The sequence below is a fragment of the Methylobacterium sp. FW102-HT35C08 genome (assembly GCF_058790235.1).
This window is the reverse complement of sequence record NZ_JBYTCL010000002.1, coordinates 253,795-271,405: the sequence shown is the minus strand read 5'-3', so window position 1 is coordinate 271,405 and position 17,611 is coordinate 253,795. Positions and strand designations below refer to the sequence as shown.

General features: G+C 65.3%; 13 protein-coding genes and 2 pseudogenes. 7 read left to right on the top strand and 8 right to left on the bottom strand.

Annotation, left to right across the window (positions count from 1 at the left end; translation table 11 throughout):
* The first annotated feature begins 71 nt into the window (after positions 1-71).
* The 4 genes and pseudogenes from AC3WSN_RS01405 (at position 72) to AC3WSN_RS01390 (ending at position 7,037) form a co-directional block, all read left to right on the top strand.
* Entirely contained in the window at positions 72-3,806 is a 3,735-nt protein-coding gene (locus tag AC3WSN_RS01405; RefSeq protein ID WP_492535849.1) for a vitamin B12-dependent ribonucleotide reductase, read from the top strand.
* Between the two features lie 15 nt (positions 3,807-3,821).
* Positions 3,822-4,268 (top strand): annotated as a pseudogene (locus tag AC3WSN_RS01400) (ImmA/IrrE family metallo-endopeptidase); the annotation flags it as partial.
* A gap of 637 nt (positions 4,269-4,905) precedes the next feature.
* Complete coding sequence (locus AC3WSN_RS01395; protein ID WP_492535847.1) at positions 4,906-5,979, top strand: adenylate/guanylate cyclase domain-containing protein; 1,074 nt, start codon at positions 4,906-4,908, stop codon at positions 5,977-5,979.
* A 503-nt stretch (positions 5,980-6,482) separates the two neighbouring features.
* A complete protein-coding gene (locus AC3WSN_RS01390; RefSeq protein ID WP_492542980.1) occupies positions 6,483-7,037 on the top strand; it encodes an SAM-dependent methyltransferase in 555 nt (184 codons plus the stop codon).
* A 32-nt stretch (positions 7,038-7,069) separates the two neighbouring features.
* Here AC3WSN_RS01390 and AC3WSN_RS01385 read toward each other — a convergent pair whose 3' ends face one another.
* Positions 7,070-8,395: an APC family permease gene (locus tag AC3WSN_RS01385; protein ID WP_492535845.1), complete on the bottom strand. Its 1,326-nt coding sequence runs from the start codon at positions 8,393-8,395 to the stop codon at positions 7,070-7,072.
* Between the two features lie 353 nt (positions 8,396-8,748).
* Here AC3WSN_RS01385 and AC3WSN_RS01380 point away from each other — a divergent pair, with 353 nt between their 5' ends.
* Complete coding sequence (locus AC3WSN_RS01380) at positions 8,749-9,387, top strand: class I SAM-dependent methyltransferase (RefSeq protein WP_492535844.1); 639 nt, start codon at positions 8,749-8,751, stop codon at positions 9,385-9,387.
* Positions 9,388-9,489: 102 nt separating this feature from the next.
* On the opposite strand, the gene AC3WSN_RS01375 is transcribed toward AC3WSN_RS01380, so the two are convergent.
* The 5 genes and pseudogenes from AC3WSN_RS01375 to AC3WSN_RS01355 all read right to left on the bottom strand — a co-directional run.
* On the bottom strand, positions 9,490-10,938 hold the full coding sequence (locus AC3WSN_RS01375; RefSeq protein WP_492535842.1) for an 8'-apo-carotenoid 13,14-cleaving dioxygenase: 1,449 nt from the start codon (positions 10,936-10,938) through the stop codon (positions 9,490-9,492).
* Between the two features lie 190 nt (positions 10,939-11,128).
* Positions 11,129-11,356 (bottom strand): hypothetical protein, encoded by a 228-nt coding sequence (locus AC3WSN_RS01370; RefSeq protein WP_492535840.1) that lies wholly within the window; start codon positions 11,354-11,356, stop codon positions 11,129-11,131.
* Between the two features lie 57 nt (positions 11,357-11,413).
* Positions 11,414-12,493, bottom strand: coding sequence for a molybdopterin-dependent oxidoreductase (locus AC3WSN_RS01365; protein WP_492535839.1), 1,080 nt, complete (start codon positions 12,491-12,493; stop codon positions 11,414-11,416).
* A gap of 130 nt (positions 12,494-12,623) precedes the next feature.
* Positions 12,624-12,947, bottom strand: a complete 324-nt coding sequence (locus AC3WSN_RS01360; protein ID WP_192707051.1) for a hypothetical protein — start codon at positions 12,945-12,947, stop codon at positions 12,624-12,626.
* Between the two features lie 539 nt (positions 12,948-13,486).
* Positions 13,487-14,140 (bottom strand): annotated as a pseudogene (locus tag AC3WSN_RS01355) (cation efflux transmembrane domain-containing protein); the annotation flags it as partial.
* A gap of 116 nt (positions 14,141-14,256) precedes the next feature.
* On the opposite strand from AC3WSN_RS01355, the gene AC3WSN_RS01350 reads away from it, so the two are divergent.
* Complete coding sequence (locus tag AC3WSN_RS01350; protein ID WP_492535837.1) at positions 14,257-14,670, top strand: MerR family transcriptional regulator; 414 nt, start codon at positions 14,257-14,259, stop codon at positions 14,668-14,670.
* Between the two features lie 340 nt (positions 14,671-15,010).
* Here the strand turns inward: AC3WSN_RS01350 and AC3WSN_RS01345 are convergent, their stop codons facing one another.
* Positions 15,011-15,142: a hypothetical protein gene (locus AC3WSN_RS01345; RefSeq protein ID WP_492535835.1), complete on the bottom strand. Its 132-nt coding sequence runs from the start codon at positions 15,140-15,142 to the stop codon at positions 15,011-15,013.
* A 192-nt stretch (positions 15,143-15,334) separates the two neighbouring features.
* Here AC3WSN_RS01345 and AC3WSN_RS01340 point away from each other — a divergent pair, with 192 nt between their 5' ends.
* Complete coding sequence (locus AC3WSN_RS01340) at positions 15,335-15,892, top strand: hypothetical protein (protein ID WP_492535833.1); 558 nt, start codon at positions 15,335-15,337, stop codon at positions 15,890-15,892.
* Between the two features lie 690 nt (positions 15,893-16,582).
* On the opposite strand, the gene AC3WSN_RS01335 is transcribed toward AC3WSN_RS01340, so the two are convergent.
* The gene (locus tag AC3WSN_RS01335) at positions 16,583-17,512 is read right to left on the bottom strand and encodes a LysR family transcriptional regulator (protein ID WP_492535832.1); all 930 of its coding nucleotides are present in this window, start codon (positions 17,510-17,512) and stop codon (positions 16,583-16,585) included.
* Between the last annotated feature and the right edge of the window lie 99 nt (positions 17,513-17,611).

Below are 17,611 nucleotides of genomic sequence, written 5' to 3'. Positions count from 1 at the left end.
CCACTATCGGGCACAGACCCCGCTTCGCGCGGGTACGGGACCGTCGTGTCTCGTCGGGAGAGGTGTGTTTCATGCGGTTCGAGCGTCGTTACACCACGGCCGGCCAATCGCCCTACGCCGGGATCCCCTTCCGCAAGGCGCTGAGCGAGATCCGCAACCCCGACGGGTCGGTGGTCTTCCGCCTCGACGGCATCGACGTGCCGGAGAGCTGGAGCCAGGTGGCGAGCGACGTCCTGGCGCAGAAGTACTTCCGCAAGGCGGGCGTGCCGGCCCGGCTGCGCAAGGTCGAGGAGAACGCGGTCCCGTCCTTCCTCTGGCGCTCTGTGCCGGATGAGGCGGCGTTGGCCGAACTGCCGGAGGACGAGCGCTTCGTCTCCGAATCCTCGGCCACGCAGGTCTTCGACCGGCTCGCCGGCTGCTGGACCTACTGGGGCTGGAAGGGCGGCTACTTCTCGTCGGAGGACGACGCCTCGGCGTTCATGGACGAGCTGCGCTTCATGTTCGCCCGCCAGATGGTGGCGCCGAACTCGCCGCAATGGTTCAACACCGGCCTGCACTGGGCTTACGGCATCGATGGCCCGAGCCAGGGCCACTATTACTGCGACCCGCAGACCGGCGTGCTGACCAAGTCGGCCTCGGCCTACGAGCACCCGCAGCCGCATGCCTGCTTCATCCAGTCCGTCCAGGACGACCTCGTCAACGAGGGCGGCATCATGGACCTGTGGGTGCGTGAGGCGCGCCTGTTCAAGTACGGCTCCGGCACCGGCTCCAACTTCTCGATGTTGCGCGGCGAGAACGAGAAGCTCGGCGGCGGCGGCAAGTCGTCCGGCCTGATGAGCTTCCTCAAGATCGGCGACCGGGCGGCCGGCGCGATCAAGTCGGGCGGCACCACGCGCCGCGCCGCCAAGATGGTGATCGTCGATATCGACCATCCGGATATTGAATCCTTCATCGATTGGAAGGTGAAGGAGGAGCAGAAGGTCGCCGCCCTGGTGACCGGCTCGAAGGTCGTCTCCAAGCACCTGAACCTGGTGATGAAGGCCTGCACGCAGTGCGAGGCTGAGGGCGACGCCTGCTTCGATCCCGAGCGCAACCCGGCGCTCAAGCGCGAGATCAAGGCCGCCCGCCGCGCCTCGGTGCCGGACGCCTACATCAAGCGCGTCGTGCAGTTCGCCCGCCAGGGCTTCACCAAGATCGATTTCCCCGTCTACGACACCGACTGGGATTCGGAGGCGTATCTCACGGTCGCCGGCCAGAACTCCAACAACTCGGTCTCGCTGACCGACGACTTCCTGCGCGCCGTCGAGGCGGATGCCGACTGGTCCCTCCAGGCGCGCACCACCGGCAAGGTCACCAAGACCCTGAAGGCCCGCGAGCTCTGGGAGCGGATCGGCGAGGCCGCCTGGGCCTCGGCGGATCCGGGCCTGCACTTCAACACGACGATGAACGACTGGCACACCTGCCCGGCGGGCGGGCGGATCCGGGCCTCGAACCCGTGCTCCGAGTACATGTTCCTCGACGACACCGCCTGCAATCTCGCCTCGGCGAACCTGCTGACGATGTACGACCGGGAGACCAAGCGCTTCGACGTGGAGGCGTTCGAGCATCTCAACCGCCTCTGGACGGTGGTGCTCGAGATCTCGGTGATGATGGCGCAGTTCCCGTCGAAGGAGATCGCGGAGCTGTCCTACCGGTACCGGACGCTCGGCCTCGGCTACGCCAATATCGGCGGCCTGCTGATGACCATGGGCCTGCCCTACGATTCGGACGCGGGCCGGGCGCTCGCCGGCGCGCTTACCGCGATCATGACCGGCGTCGCCTACGCCACCTCAGCCGAGATGGCCGCGGAGCTCGGCACCTTCCCGGCCTACGATGAGAACGCCGACGCGATGCTGCGGGTGATCCGCAACCATCGCCGGGCCGCGCATGGCGAGACCGGGGGCTACGAGTTCCTGAACGTGGCGCCGGTCGCCCTCGACCACGCCAACATCCCGCAGGCGGATCTGGGCGACCATGCCCGTGCCGCCTGGGACCGGGCGCTGAAGCTCGGTGAGGAGCACGGCTACCGCAACGCGCAGGCCACCGTGATCGCGCCGACCGGCACGATCGGCCTCGTGATGGATTGCGACACCACCGGCATCGAGCCCGACTTCGCGCTGGTGAAGTTCAAGAAGCTCGCCGGCGGCGGCTACTTCAAGATCATCAACCAGGCCGCCCCCGATGCCCTGCGGGCGCTCGGCTACCGTGAATCCGAGATCGCCGAGATCGAGGCCTACGCGGTCGGCCATGGCTCGATGGGCCAGGCGCCGGGCATCAACCCGACGACGCTGCGCGCCAAGGGTTTCACGGACGAGAAGATCGCGGCTGTTGAGAAGGGCCTCAAGTCGGCCTTCGACATCAAGTTCGTGTTCAACCGCTGGACGCTGGGCGACGACTTCCTGACCCAGACCCTGAAGGTCCCGGCCGAGAAGCTCGCGGATCCCACCTTCGAGCTGCTGCCGTTCCTCGGTTTCTCCAAGAAGGAGATTGAGGCCGCCAACACCCATATCTGCGGGGCGATGACCCTGGAGGGCGCGCCCTTCCTCAAGCTCGAGCACTACCCGGTCTTCGACTGCGCCAACCCGTGCGGCCGGATCGGCAAGCGCTACCTCTCGGTCGAGAGCCACATCCGCATGATGGCGGCGGCGCAGCCCTTCATCTCGGGGGCGATCTCCAAGACCATCAACATGCCGAACGACGCCACGGTCGAGGATTGCAAGGCGGCCTACCTGCTCTCGTGGCGCCTCGCCCTCAAGGCGAACGCGCTCTACCGCGACGGCTCCAAGCTTTCGCAGCCGCTCAACGCCGCCCTCATCTCGGACGAGGACGACGAGGCGGATGAGGGGATCGAGGCCCTGATCCAGGCCCCGGCCGCCGCCAAGGCCGCGGCGGTGGCGGAGAAAATCGTCGAGCGGGTGATCGAGCGCGTGGAGCGGATCCGCTCCCGCGAGAAGCTGCCGACCCGCCGGAAGGGCTATACCCAGAAGGCGGTGGTGGGCGGCCACAAGGTCTATCTGCGCACCGGCGAGTACGACGACGGCCGCCTCGGCGAGATCTTCATCGACATGCACAAGGAGGGCGCGACCTTCCGGAGCCTGATGAACAACTTCGCCATCGCGATCTCGCTCGGCCTCCAGTACGGCGTGCCGCTGGAGGAATACGTGGAGGCCTTCACCTTCACGCGGTTCGAGCCGGCCGGCTTCGTCCAGGGCAACGACGCGATCAAGAATGCGACCTCGCTCCTCGATTACGTGTTCCGCGAGCTGGCGGTCTCGTATCTCGGTCGGGCCGACCTCGCCCATGTCAGCCCCGCCGAGATCGGCGGCACGGTGATCGGCGGCGGCGAGAGCGGCGACACGACCCGCGAGGGTCCGAAGCCGGCGCCGGCCTCCTCGGTCGTCTCCCGCGGCCTGCTGCGCGGATCGGCCGATCGGCTCACCCTGATCCAGGGTGGCCCGGCCGGCGGGAGTCTGGGTGTCGGTGCGGCGAGCGCCGGCCAGTCGGCCCCGGCCGGCGGCACGGTCCACGCGATCCGCGGCAGCACGGCGCTGAAGGCGGAGCCAGAAAGTCAAAAAATCGAAGAAGTGAGCTTTGGCTTCTCACCGCCTGCTCAAGACGGTCCGAACTCCATCGCATCCAGGCGTGCAGAGGCGAAACTTAAAGGTTATGTCGGCGAGGCTTGTCCTGAGTGTGCAAACTTCACCCTCGTTCGCAATGGAACGTGTTTGAAGTGCGACACATGCGGCAGCACCACTGGGTGTTCGTGATCTAAAAGTTACAGGGTGTTCGGAGATCGGAGAGCCAAGTTTAGATCCTTCTCCGCGATTGAGGTAATCGCGGAGAAGGCTCGTAGATTTGGTGGTATCGACAATCAGATCAAACCAAATATCTTTAATTTTATCAAAAACTTTCAGCTAAAAAGATCAAATATAAGGCTTCAGCTGAATATTTATGAAAAAGAGGACTATCCTGTTGAAGCTTTTGTCAAAGCTTTAATCGGACAAGATACTATCCTGAATGTTCGTCACGATATTTGGCTTGCAGCTGAACAAGACTTCTCACACGCCAGGTTCATATTAGCTCATGAGCTCGGTCATGTCTTAATGCATTCACATGACAATATGGCGTTCTCGGAATCAGATGAATCAGTTCTGAAATTTGTCGAGCGTGAAGAAAGAACAGAACCACAAGCCAATGATTTTGCGGACTTATTCCTAGTTCCCGAGTCAATGTTGCACGGCTTAGGTTCGGCTGCTGAGATAGAGTATCTGTTTAATGTGCCGCCAGATTGCGCTGAAAGGCGTTTCGGATACTTAGCCGACAAGCGGCGTAGGTTGGACTTGGCTGATCAAGGTGGCGAGTTGTGCCCGGAATGCGCGAACTTCACGCTGGTCCGGAACGGCACCTGCCTGAAGTGCGACATCTGCGGGAGCACCACCGGCTGCTCGTAGGCCAGATATCGGTGCTGTAGCGTGAGGCAAAAGATGTTTCCTTTTGCTTCGCGGTAGGCCGCTCCTGAAAGGCATAACTTGCAGGATCGGTACCGAGGCGTGGCGAGAGCCATGATATGCTCGCAACGGCGGGAAGTTTGCCCACTAGCGGACGTATGATGTTCTTGCCGTCGTCTAGGAAAACTATGGTCGGATGTCTGCAATTGGAGAGTTATAAACTAAAATAGATATACGGAAGTAAAATACTTTTTTTATAGTCCTGCCTATAATCCGGTGATGGGCTTTGTTCCTGTCACTGGAAATGCTTCGGTGAACAAAACGGGATCAAACGAAAACTATCGGCGGCGTATTGATGGCAACGAAAACGACTTGGATCCGGGCTTTTTTGCATCGGTATTGCTCAGATCCGAGCGCCTTGATCGCAAGCTTTGAGGCGGTGCACTGGCTCGAGACCCTGCACGCCGACCAAACGCTGTGCTCGGCCAACGATGAGGCGGATTGCATCTGGATCATCGAGGATGGCCGGCTCAAGGTTCTGGCCGGCGAGTCCGTCGTCTGGCGGGGGTCTGGCGAGATAGCCGGGGAAATGGCTTTCCTGCGCGGCCGGCCCGGGGAGGCGCCGCAGCGAGGCAACAAGGTGGTCGGAGCCGACCGGACCAAGGTCTGGAAGGTCGACCGGGCGACCCTCGATGGTTTGGTACCCGGCATCCAGGCGCTCTGGTACGAGACGATCGCGGGTGTGCTCGTCGCCAAGCTCGACCAGGCGAGCGAGATGCGCGCGACCCGAGCGCGGGACCTCGCCGACGGAGACCGGATCATCGGGCGGCTCGTATGCGCCGAGGGTGTTCAGGCGACATCTGCCATCCTGTTCAACGGCGCAGATCGCATCCGCCCTGTGAAGACGAAGGCCGTGATTTGGTTCAGCGACCTATCGGGCTTCTCGGCGCATTCCGAGGGAAAGGACCCGGCCGAGGTCGGCGAGTTCCTGCGGACCCTGACAGATCCGCAGGTCGAGGAGATCCTCCGGGCAAAGGGGCAGGTCGACAAGTATATGGGGGACGCCGTAATGGCGTTCTGGCTCTGCAACGACGACGATCGGCTGAACAAGGAATTCGCGCAGGCGACGCGCGCGGCGCTGGAGGCGGCCCGCCGCGTCAGCGAGGTCGCGGATGCGTCGGGGCTGCCCATTGGCATCCGCATCGGCCTGCACGCAGGCGAGGTCTCATTCGGCGACTTCAGGGGCGGCGACCGCATCGCCTTCACCATCGTCGGCCAGCCCGTCAACGAGGCCGCACGCTACGAGCAGTGGCGGCCCGAACCCGGACAGCCGACCGGACGAGTCCGAGTCAGCGACAAAATCTTCGCCGGCCTTCCTGAGGACGTCCGCTCATCCTTCCCGCCAAAGGCTAACGAAAGACTTCCGTATAAACGGAGCGTTTTGATCGGACTGGGCGCGTTCGCTTTTTGCAGCGCGCCGACACCAAGGTGAAGATTCTGCTTCCGGCCAGACTACGGCATGCTGGATCATCATTGCGCGCAAGACCGGACGTTCGGCTTTGCGCCCAATCAGGACATTTGGCTGGCTGCTGCGGCATCTCGGAAGCGTACGCGACTGGTCAGGTCCTCTGACGCGCGATGACGCGTATGGGCGTCTCTGGCGTGAGGCATTGGGGGCTACACTCAGTCGTAACGGCATCGGAGTGGGCACAGCATCAGCGGCAAAGCGCACGCTCTCAAGACCACCAGAGGTGCCCGGAACTGTCCCGATCACGTGCGGTTCCCCAGGCGTGTGGCAAGTTGCTCCCGAGGTGTATCGTGCGTGTTCGCGAGCCCGTCTCACGCCGTCATCTGATCCAGTCCGGAGCTGTCGCCGCCACGAGTACCTTGTTCGGGATCAGAGGAGCCACAGGCTTGGAGACGACGTCCGACAGGCCCACCGACGCTCCGAGCGGCCGTCGAACGAAAACCCTCGATCGAGACTACTTCAAGGGCATGTATGCCACGGAAACGGATCCGTGGCGCTTCGCCACGAGTTCGTACGAGCGCGACAAGTACGCCGCGACGCTGGCTGCCCTGCCGCGCACCCACTACGCGTCCGCACTGGATGTCGGCTGCTCGATCGGCGTGTTCACGCATCAGCTCTGTCCCCGCTGCGACGCGTTGATCGGCCTCGACGTGGTGCCGTCCGTTCTAGAGGCGGCCCGTGCGCGATGCGCCGATTGCCCGAATGCGCACTTCCTGCTCGCTCCCGTCCCAGGTGCTTGGCCGGACGGTCGGTTCGACCTCATCGTGATCTCAGAGGTGGCGTACTATCTCGACCGCGCCGATCTCGCGCGCTTGGTCGCGCGTGTCGAAGGCGCCTTGTTACCCGAAGCCGATATCGTTCTGGTCCACTGGCTCGGCGTGACCCACTACCCGCTCTCCGGCGACGAGGCGGCCGAAGGCTTCATCGCGGGTGCTCGGACCTTCGCGACGGTTGTGAAGCAGTCAAGGACCGCCGAGTATCGGCTCGACGTGCTGCGCGCCGGAAAATCCAACGCCGGCTAGAGTTCGGCGATCCCACGGGGGGCGCAGGGCCGTCAGGCTCCGCGCCGTTTTTGCACCGTCGCGACCGCGTACAGGACGAGGCCGGCCAGCATCAAGAGCAGACCCGCCAGGGACTGGAAGGGTCTCACGGCCACGAGATAGACCATCATGAACAGGGTCACCGCGAGGAAGATCAGCGGCGTGAACGGATAGCCCCAGGTCCGGCACGGTCGTGGCAGGTCGGGCCGCGTGATCCGGAGCTTGATCAGGCCGAGCACGGTCAGGAAGGAGCAGGCGATCAGGCCGAACTGAACGAACGCGAGCACCGCCTCGAAGCTCTGCGTCAGGAGCAGGAGGCTGGCGACCCCGCCTTGAAGCAGGATTGCGGCGCTCGGTACGCCGGTGCGCGTGCGACGCGCGAACATCCGCAGGGGCGCCACGTCCTCGCCCATCGCCACCGTCACGCGGGGACCGATCCACATCATCGCGCTGATCGTCGGTATCAGGCCGGCGCAGATCAGGAGACCGACGAGGCGACCACCCGCCTCGCCGAAGACGTGACGCCCGGCGATCAGGCCGACCTCGACCTGACCGGCGAGTTCCGTCAGCGGCGTCGTGTAGAGGAACACCGCGTTCAGCGCGACGTAGAGCACCACCACGCACCCCGTCCCGGCCAGCAGGGCTCGCGGCAGGCTGCGCTGCGGATCGCGGAGTTCGCCGACGATGTAGGTCGCGGCGTTCCAGCCCGAATACGCGTACATCACGTAGACCAGGCTGACCGCGAAGCCGGCGCTGACGATCTGCGTGAGGTCCTGCGCGCCGGGGACGAAGCCGATGGGTTGGCCACCGCCCCGGGTGACCCCCACCCCGATGAACGCGACAATCAGGGCGAGCTTCAGCAGCGTGAAGCCGACCTGAAACACGCTGCTGTGCCGCAGGCCGCGCAGGTGAACGGCCGAGACGAACCCGATCACCGTCAGACCGAGCAGAAGCGCGGGTGCACCGGGCAGAGCAGCCTCGGCATACTGCCCAAACGCCATAGCTGCGAGCGCCACTGGGGCGGCGAACCCGACGGTGGCCGAGAGCCAGCCCGCCATGAACCCGACAGCCGGCCCGTACATGCGCGAGAGGAACGTGTACTCGCCGCCGGAGCGGGGAAACATCGTGGCGAGTTCGGCGTAGCAGAGCGCCCCACAAAGCGCGACGACGCCGCCGACGGCCCACAGCAGCACCAGGGCGAAGCCGGACGGAACGTCCCTGGCCTGGAAGCCGAGGCTGGTGAAGACTCCGACGCCGACCATGTCGGCCACCACGATGGCCGTCGCCGTCAGCGTCGAGACGGCCGGCAAGCTCCGGGTGGCCCTTGGTCGATCAACCATCACTGCCACCTGCCGGGGTCCGTAGCGCTCATGACAAGCCGCATGCGCGCCAGCCAATGCTGCGTCTGTAGAAAACCAGCTGAGCGGCCGCCGGGGAGCCGTCGATTAAGTCGCAGGCCACGATGGCTCGCAAACCGGGAGACTGGACTATCGTCCGGCAGCACCCGCGCGCCGATGCGTGACCGCGCTGGCCCGACGCGGATTGCAGCTCGTCGAGAGGCGAAGATGAATCGGCGCGCGCTGTCCTGGGTTGGGGGCGCCGACCACGGCGCGGAGCCCGGCGCCTCCGGGCTCGCCCCGATGCGCCGGCTTTCGAGCGCCGCAGAGCTCAATCCGATACGAAGGCGGTACCGATGACGATGCAGGATCTGCCGGACTTTCCGCCCGAGGCGTTCGCGAAGCCTGATCCTGCGCCCGACTCGCTCTTCTACGCGCAACCGCGTTTCGTCACGCATATCGACGCCGCAGCGATCGCCGCCGTCACCGATCTGTACAGAACGATCGTCCCTGAGGGCGGCATCGTCCTCGACCTGATGTCGAGCTGGGTCAGCCACCTCCCGGACGAAGCCGCCTACGCGCGCGTCATAGGCCACGGCTTGAATGCAGCGGAACTCGCCGCCAACCCGCGCCTCACCCAGCATTTCGTGCAGGATCTCAACGCGGAGACGAACCTGCCCCTCGAGACTGCGAGCGTCGACGTCGCTTTGATGTGCGTCTCGGTGCAGTACCTGCAGCGGCCCGGGGCCGTCCTGTCCGAAGTGGCGCGCGTGCTGCGTCCCGGCGCCCCGGTGGTGATCAGCTTCTCCAACCGGTGCTTCCCGACCAAGGCGGTCGCCATCTGGAATGGCCTCGACGGCGCGGGGCATGCCCAGCTCGTCGGTCTGTACCTCCAACGCGCCGGCTTCGCCCGTATCGAACGCCATGTCCTCAAGCCTGAGGGAGGTCCCGGCGACCCCATGACGGCGATGATCGGATGGACCGCTGCGGATTGATACACCCTGCACGGGTCGGTCCCGATGGACTGTCCGTGCGGTTCGTGCGCGCCGATCGCCCCGACGCCGAACCGACCGTCAGGACGCCGCGTCGGCGCCGGATCACACCGTTCCGGACGGGTCGTTCGCCGGGAACCAGTTGCCGTGAAAGCCCGGCGGGATCCGGTGCCCGAGGCGGACCGAGGCGACGGGTGGCGCTTCGAACGCGCGCGCATCGAGGACGGTGAAGTCCGTCGTGTCCCGCGCGGTGTCGATGACGAGCCCGACGAGCCAGCCTTCGTCCTCATCGGCCCCGGCATGTGCCGGCACGAAGACGAACTCCCCCGGGACGCGGTTGGGACCGAAGTCGTGCATGCGGCGCTCGCCTGTCTCGACGTCGTGCTTGTAGAGCTGCGTCGCACCGGCGAACTGCGTATTGCCGTCGGCCGGGACGCTCACCGTGTAGAGGTAGCGGTGGCGCTGCCCGAGACGTCGCTCGTCGATGCGGGGGAATTCCTGCGCCGCGGGATCGAGCACCCGCCGCGCGACGCGCGCCGTCGTGGGATCGACCGTCCAGCGTTCGAGCCGGCCCGGCTTGTCGAGCCCACCCCCAATAGCGGTGAACACCGTCGCGTAGGCGATCACGTCGAGGATCACCCGCCCGGCCGCGTCCTCGTAGGCGTTAGCGACGTGGAACACGAAGCAGGGATCGACCGCGCACCATAGGATATCGGCGCCGTCGCCCTGCCGGGAGAGGAGGCCCACCCGGGCCCTGTGGCGGGGGTTCCATCGGAACGGGAAGCGGTAACCGGCGAGCAGGGCCCGGAACGAGAACGTGACGGGCAGATCGAGCACGATCACGAAGCGCACCGTGAACGCGCAGTCATGGATGCAGGGGCCATGCGCGACCGGGATCGGCACGTCCCGCACGACCCGACCGGTCGGCGCGACGACGACGTGGCGGACGCTGTCCCAGACGCGGCCGTCATAGGCGATCGCGTGGGTCTCGCCGGTCCGCGGGTCGCGATGCGGGTGCCCGCTGAATGAACCCGTCAGGGTGCCGTCGAACGGGTTATAGCGCTGCGTCTCGAGGCTCCGCGCGAGTTCGACTGGGAAGCTGCCGGCCTCTACGACGGCGAAGATCCGGTCGCCGATCGCAACGACGTTGGTGTTGACGGTGTCGTTGCCGCCCCGCCGCGGCCCGGGCGCCGCAGGCCGCTTGAGCGCTGCCGCGGCTGTGCGTGAACCGATCCAACGGTTGCGGTACCACAGCGCCTTGCCGGCCTCGATCGCGAGGCCGTGCACCATGCCGTCGCCGAGGAACCAGTCGTGGCCCCGCGTCGCGACGCGCACGGGGTTGGCCCCCATCTTGAGGTAGAGGCCGTCGAGGCCCGGCGGGATCGAGCCGGTGACGGCCAAGTTCTCCAGCGTCAGTTCCGCACCCATTGGTTCGTGGACGCCGACCACGAAGGGGTTGGCCGTTCCTGGCAGGCGCAGCCGGTTGCAGGCCGCCCAGAAGCCGACGCCGGCCTCGGCGGCGGCGCGGAAGGCCTCCTGGATTCGGTTCGGCATCGGCAGGGGTTCTCCGATCAGGTCGCAGGAGCCACGATCCGCCGCCTCGGCGGACCGTGCGCGCGACGGCGTGCGGCCGTGAGCCCACGACAGACCGGTCTGACCGTGCGTGGCATCGCGCCCCGAGCCGATGGGTCCGCGGGGTCCCCCGGCGGATCCGGGTTCGATAGAGCGCAGGAACCGGGGTCTCTCATGGCAATTGGCTTGCCGAGCCGGCGTCCATGCCGACTGGGAGGATGACATGTCCGAGGATTCCGAAAAGCACTGGGCCTTGCTCAGTGCCCTCAGCGCCGCACAGGGGAAAGGCGACGGCTCGTTCGAGCAGGCTGTCACGAATGCCCTCGAACACGTCTTCGAACATCTCGGACGCCTGAACGATCACGTCTCCCTGGGCGGCCCAGATGGGGAAGACCGCCATCTGAGACCCAGTGAGTCGCCGACCCTGAGATAGCGACAGGTAGGTCCGTCCGGGCCGTCAGGTGACGCGCACGCGAACCCGGTGCCAGCAGGTGCAGAGGTAGCCCTTGTGGTTCCAGACGTCGTCGGGCAGCGCCGGCTGGGTCTGGCCGGCCGAGTCCCAGGCCCGGACGGCGAGGTCGTGCTCCCCCGGCGGCAGGTCGAGCTCGGCGGTCCAGAAAGTCCAGGCGAACGGCGCGTCGGGCTCGTGCTCGAGCGCCGCCTGGGTCCAGCTCCGCCCGCCATCGCCGGAGACTTCGACGCGGATGACGGCCCGGTCGCCCACGACCGCGTAACCCCGGATCCGGCACGTTCCAGCCTTGAGGCTGGCGCCGCGCGCGGGCTCGCAGATCGCCGCGTTCAGCGGCATCGCGTCAATGGTGTGTCCCCCGGCCGGATCAGCCGCCTCGGCGGTCACATCCGACGGATACAGCTTGTAGTCGCTCGCCTGGATCGGATTGTCCGAGGGATGATCCTGCACCGTGATGCGCCGCAGCCATTTGGGGCTGCGCACGCCCGCAAAGCCCGGCACCACCGCGCGCAGCGGGAAGCCGTGCTCTGGCAGCAGGGGTTCGCCGTTCATGGCGAAAGCCAGCAAGGGTTCTGATGTCAGCGCCTTGGCGAGGGGGATGGAGACCTCGTAGGAGCGGCCATCGACCACGTCGTGGCTCTCAAAGGCGACGTGGCAGTCCGGGCCCGTGCGGGCCCCAGCTGCGCGCAGGAGGTCACCGAGGCGGACGCCCGTCCAATCGGCCGTACCGATGGCGCCGCCGTCCCAGGGGTCTCCCGAAACGGGCGCGACGGCGCGCATGTCGGCGCGCCGATTGCCGGCGCACTGCAGCGTCGCCGTCACCGTGACGGTCCGGAAACGGCGACGCAGGTCATCCAGCGAGACTTCTATCGGCGTGCCGACAGCGCCATCGAGGGTGAGGCGCCATGTCGCCGCGTCGATCTCCGGCAGGTCGCCGTGGCAGCGGACGTAGAAGTCGCCGGCCGGGGTCCGGTACGCGGCTCGCAGCCGGTCCAGGGGCGGCTCGGCATTGTAGGGTCGGTCGCCGTGGACGATCAGGCGCGCCTTGCGCTCGGTCAGACTCGACATCGGGGCATCGGCTCCATGGGTCCACTGCGCGCGTTCGGTGGGCGAAATGTGCCGGAGGGCAAGCCGTCGCCGACCCAGCCGGACCGGCTTCCCGATGCGCGGCCGCCCGCTCCCGCCGCGTGCAGGCTTGCTATTCAGCCTTGCGGTGACCGCGCCCGTGCTGGTCCTTGTCGGCGCCTGCCGCCGCCGCGGCTTCCTTCTCGGCCTTTCCCGCCGTCGCGCTGCTCGTGGCAGCGTCGCTGGTCGCGCCGACCTGTGTGTTAGACGCGGCCGATTTCGGATGGCCTTTGCCCTCCGTCGGCGCCTCGGCCTTCCCGCCCTCCGTCACCACAGGATGGCCGGCATCGGCCTTGGCGCTTCCAGCCGCTTGGACCTCGGCCGCCTTCTGCTCCTGCGCGCTCCTCGTCGAGTGCTGCTGTCCGTCACCGGACTGACCCTTCGCGGGATTCGACATCGTGACCTCATCTGTGGTGGTCCCGCAGCAACGGCCCACTGCGGACACAGTTCGGATGCGGCGATAAGGTGCGACGAATGGCCGAACGCGGCGCGCGCGGCCAGCGAGGCATCCCGGTCAGCGGGCTCGACGACGTGCGCGGGCCGGGTTGCGCCAGGGCAATCACCGTCGACAATGTCGGTCATTGCCCTCCGCCCCCTCCGAGCAGGTGGACAATCGCGCAGTCATCGGTGGAGCCGACGCTGACTGGCGGTTTGGGCGCTGCAGTCTGCGCGAAGGCTTTATCGCCGGCGGACCGGGCGAACGCGTTGGATCAGGACGTCTGTCCACTTCCTAACCGCTGGTTCGGGGAACGGATGGGCCGCTTACTGTCAGCATCGGTTGCTGCTGACCGCTGGCTTGAACGTCTCAGATGGGTGGCTTTCTGCGCGTCCGCTTTGAGGGATGTCCTGAAAGAAGCGAACATTGTCGTCGCTCTCTTCCGAACCAATCAGCCTGCCCTGATCACTCAGCCGGAACTGAGACAGAGCGTTGACCCCACGATATTCGGTCCACGCCTGCCGTAGGATCTGCACGGAGGATGTCAGGAAGATGCCGGCCATGATGGCCGCCACGAGCAGGTCGGGCCACGCTGTGGCGGTGCCCCATACCGCGACGGCCGCGCCCATGACGATCACGTTGCCGATGGTGTCGTTGCGTGAGCACAGCCAGACCGAGCGGACATTGGCATCGCCGTCCTTGTAGGGCCGCAACAGCAGGACAGACGCGGCATTCACCGCCAGCGCCAGCACGCCCACAACGCCCATGACCTCGGCCTTTGGCAGGCCGAGGATGAGGGTCTGGTAGACCGTCGTGCCGAACACCCAAAGTGTCATCAGCGACAGCGATACGCCCTTGGCGAGCGCGGCCGAGGCACGGGTGCGCAGGCTCGCCCCGATCACCGCCAGCGAGAGGCCGTAGGTCACGGTATCGGCTAGGAAGTCGAGGGCGTCGGCCTTCAGCGATTGCGATCCGGCGAGTTGACCTGCCACCATCTCGCCGAGGAACATCATCCCGTTGAGGGCGATCACCGTCCAGAGGATGCGCTTGTAACGAAAGTCTACCCCGTCGAACACTGGTACCCCCTTCGGGCAGCAGGTATCGCCTCGAGTGCCATGAGCAGCGGGTACCGCCTGCGCCGACCGACCTGGCATCACGAGGGCAGGCGGTTCGCAGCAGGTGTCGTCGCTCTTGCAGCAGCTATCGGCCATAGGGTGACTCCCTTCCGGCCCTGACATAGTCTCTCTAGCCACTAGAGGTTCAAGGGGCGATGGCAGAGATTTCCATCGGCGAGTTGGCGCGGCGGTCTGGCGTGAAGGTGCCGACCATTCGCTACTACGAAGGGGCCGGGTTGCTCCCCGTCCCAACCCGCACCGAAGGTCAGCAGCGCCGATACACGGCCTCCACAGTGGCGCGGCTCAACTTCATCCGTCACGCGCGCGAGCTAGGGTTTGAGGTCGCCGCTGTTCGTGAACTGCTGGTGCTCAGCGAGCAGCCTGAGCGTCCGTGCGCAGAGGTCGATGGCATCGCCCGCCGTCACGTCGAGGATATCGACCGACGCATCGCGCAACTCGTGGCGCTCCGGCGCGAACTGCAACGCGCTCTCGACACCTGCGGTCACGGCCGGGTCGGCGATTGCCATGTCATTGAGGCTCTAGCTGATCCAGAACACGATCCGGAGTAGCGGACAGTCCGCTTCGAAGTAGTTCGACTAGCCTTCCATATGCCTGTAACGGGTCGGCACCGGAAAGGCCTCTGAGGGTGGATTTCTACCTGTCCACTTGCGAACGGCATGCATTGGAGCGGACATGGCCTTGGGGACCGCTCACAATCGGACTCGAACGTTGGCGACATCCGCCGACCGGCATCCAGGATGCTTACCCCTCGGCCGTCACTCGCGTACCGCAACATCGTCCCGCTGGAGCGGAAGCCGGAGCGCGGTCACGGAAGTCACCGCATGGACGCCGCAGAGCAGCAGGAACGCCCACGCGTAGGCACTCGACACCTGGTGATCCGCGCCGTCTCTAAGCCGTCACGCCAACGCGGCCGCGCAAAGCGTCGTCAGCGTCGGGCCGCCGCACGACGTTGAGGACGATCGTCGCCATCGGCAGGTCATGCCGGGGCACCGTGGCGTAGGTGGCCGTCGGTGACAGCAAGCCCATCCCGCTCAGACCCACCCCCTCAACAGGAGGGCGGGCAAGAACACCCGTGGCTAATCAGCGAGTTTCGTGGATCATGCAGCCTGATGAAGCACAACCAAATTATCGGTCAATCGATTTTGGTCTTACAGTCGTAACACATCTCCGACGTCTCCGTCATTCCGATGAAATACTTTTTCTATTGAATCGATGCGTCTCTACGACACTGTCCTCGACGTAAATCAGGCGGAAATGGTCAGCGCCCAGATTGTATTCCTTAAGGTCATCGTATCAAGACACAAAATAAAGGTAAACACAATGATGCACAACCAACGTGTCGGAAGCGCATTTAAAATCTATCTTCGTATGTTTCTTGCGATCATAGTGCCGTGTTTATTTACAAGCGATGTTTCCGCCGTGGAGCGAAAACTCGAGCCCGGACGAGGGTTTGATGTCAACGTGGGCGCAATTCACGGGGTGGCATACTATACGGATCAGAGAAATGGATTTCTGCTCGTCCTGACAGTTGCTGAGGAAGGGGGCGCGACAATGCGATTTGAAACACTCCTGAGCTTGCCTGACCAATCAATCCATATCTCTGTACCACGTGCAGCGGGCAAGCCAGCAATGATTGTAACTGTTACCCGTACGGGCGACGGTATTCGTGTCTATCAAGTTGACTCAGATCTTGATCAATCGATCTCGCAGGTCGATCTACTAACATCGAAAGAGGTCGGCAGCCATGCGGCCGTATACAATAAGCCGTAAGGCGCACAATTTTCAGTCTGAACTTTGGGCGGCCTCCAATCGGTAGCCACGGTTCGAAGTTGGTGCATCGTTAGCCGCGTGACGATGGGAGTGAAGCAAGCGGGGCTGAGCTGCTCGGTTCCGTTTGTCAGATAACTGATCGAGGCGCTGGCCGACGCCATGTGCCCGCAAAGCATCCCGGAGCACATCCGCGTGGATCAGCGTCGAACGATGACTCCTGCTACAGTCGGATCCGTCCTACCGGGCCAGAGCGCGGGCGATCGCCGCGAATATGGCGGCCGTGGACGATTGGGCCGAGATCGTGGGCGTGCCCGACAGCCTAGTGGTCAGCTCACAGGTCGAGCACTGACGCGAGACTTACGCGACGAAAGTGAGTGCCGGCGCCACCGAATTGGTACGGGGATGGCGTTACACCCGTCGAACGACTGGCCTGGGCACCGGAGCGAAGGACTGCTTCCGGACATGGAGCCAGTTCTCGTTTCCCACCCCGAGCCGAAGTTGCCTGAGGACTGACGAACGGCCGCTTTCGGGAAGCGCCGGCCACTTTCTGTATGCCCGGCATGGGTCGAAAGCGGGCGCCACAGGTTCTAACGAGTGAAACGCATCAAGCACGGCTTTTGCATCGCTTAACGGGCCACGACATCAGCATGTCGTGGCCCGTTAAGCGGTCCGTCGTCCGTGTCGTTCGAGCTATCCTAGGCTGCCGGCGAACCGCTCCGCCAGACGCTCCGCCTCGAAGGCCTCAACCACCCAATCGACGAAGGCTCGCGTCTTTGCCGGTAGATGGGCGCGTGAGGCGAAGTAGAGGGAGATCGCGCCGGCATCGGCGTACCAGCGCGGCAGCAGGCGCGCGAGGTCGCCGCGTTCCAGGTCGGCGCGCACGTCGGGCACCGCCATGAGCGCGACGCCCAGGCCAAGCAGCGCCGCCTCGCGCATCGCGCTGGGGTCGTTCACGACGACGCTCTCCCGCTGCCCGGCCACCATCTCGCTGCCGCCGACGTCGCGCATGGTCCAGTGCCGGATGCGGCCGGTCTGCAGCGACCGCATGACGATGCCGTCGAAGGCTTGGAGCCCCCCCGGGTCGGTGGGCGGCACCCGACCTCGCATGTAGGCCGGCGACGCCACCGCGATTATGTGGGCGGGGGCCAAGGTGCGGGCAACGATGCCGGGGGACAAGGCGAAGCCGCCGCCGATGGCGGCGTCGTACCCTTCCGCGACGAGGTCGACGTGGCGGTTCTCGAAGTGCCATTCCGGCCTGACGCGCGGATGGCGGGCCAGGAAGCCCGGCAGGAGAGGCATGACGTGGCTCATCCCAAAGGTGGGCGGCAGGCTGACCTTGAGCGTTCCGACCGGTTCGCCGGCGTCCACGGAGACGCCGGCAATCGCGGCTTGCAGCCCCTCCAGGTTCCCGGCGACCGCCTGGCGAAAACCTTCCCCGGCCTCGGTCAGGGTGAGCTTGCGGGTCGAGCGGTGGAACAGCCGCACGCCGAGGTTGCGCTCCAGCATGGCCACGTTGCGGCTGACTGCGGCCGGCGTCAGCGACAGCCGCCGGGCGGCCTCGGAGAAGCTGCCGCACTCAGCGCTGCGCACGAAGGCTTCGAGGTTGGCCAAGGTCTCCATGCCACCTCCTTCAACGATCCGTTGAAAGCATAACAAGCCATTCGCGGCTAAACCAGGAGGAGTTCCCGATCCATCCTCATCCTCATCGAACACGCGATG

Excerpts from the sequence above, each read along its gene's own strand:
- AC3WSN_RS01390 (WP_492542980.1), top strand. The coding sequence starts at position 6,483 with ATGTATGCCACGGAAACGGATCCGTGGCGCTTCGCCACGAGTTCGTAC.
- AC3WSN_RS01365 (WP_492535839.1), bottom strand. The coding sequence starts at position 12,493 with ATGTCGAGTCTGACCGAGCGCAAGGCGCGCCTGATCGTCCACGGCGAC.
- AC3WSN_RS01405 (WP_492535849.1), top strand. The coding sequence starts at position 72 with ATGCGGTTCGAGCGTCGTTACACCACGGCCGGCCAATCGCCCTACGCC.
- AC3WSN_RS01350 (WP_492535837.1), top strand. The coding sequence starts at position 14,257 with ATGGCAGAGATTTCCATCGGCGAGTTGGCGCGGCGGTCTGGCGTGAAG.
- AC3WSN_RS01340 (WP_492535833.1), top strand. The coding sequence starts at position 15,335 with ATGCGTCTCTACGACACTGTCCTCGACGTAAATCAGGCGGAAATGGTC.
- AC3WSN_RS01385 (WP_492535845.1), bottom strand. The coding sequence starts at position 8,395 with ATGGTTGATCGACCAAGGGCCACCCGGAGCTTGCCGGCCGTCTCGACG.
- AC3WSN_RS01380 (WP_492535844.1), top strand. The coding sequence starts at position 8,749 with ATGACGATGCAGGATCTGCCGGACTTTCCGCCCGAGGCGTTCGCGAAG.
- AC3WSN_RS01360 (WP_192707051.1), bottom strand. The coding sequence starts at position 12,947 with ATGTCGAATCCCGCGAAGGGTCAGTCCGGTGACGGACAGCAGCACTCG.
- AC3WSN_RS01370 (WP_492535840.1), bottom strand. The coding sequence starts at position 11,356 with ATGGCGGTCTTCCCCATCTGGGCCGCCCAGGGAGACGTGATCGTTCAG.
- AC3WSN_RS01375 (WP_492535842.1), bottom strand. The coding sequence starts at position 10,938 with ATGCCGAACCGAATCCAGGAGGCCTTCCGCGCCGCCGCCGAGGCCGGC.
- AC3WSN_RS01335 (WP_492535832.1), bottom strand. The coding sequence starts at position 17,512 with ATGGAGACCTTGGCCAACCTCGAAGCCTTCGTGCGCAGCGCTGAGTGC.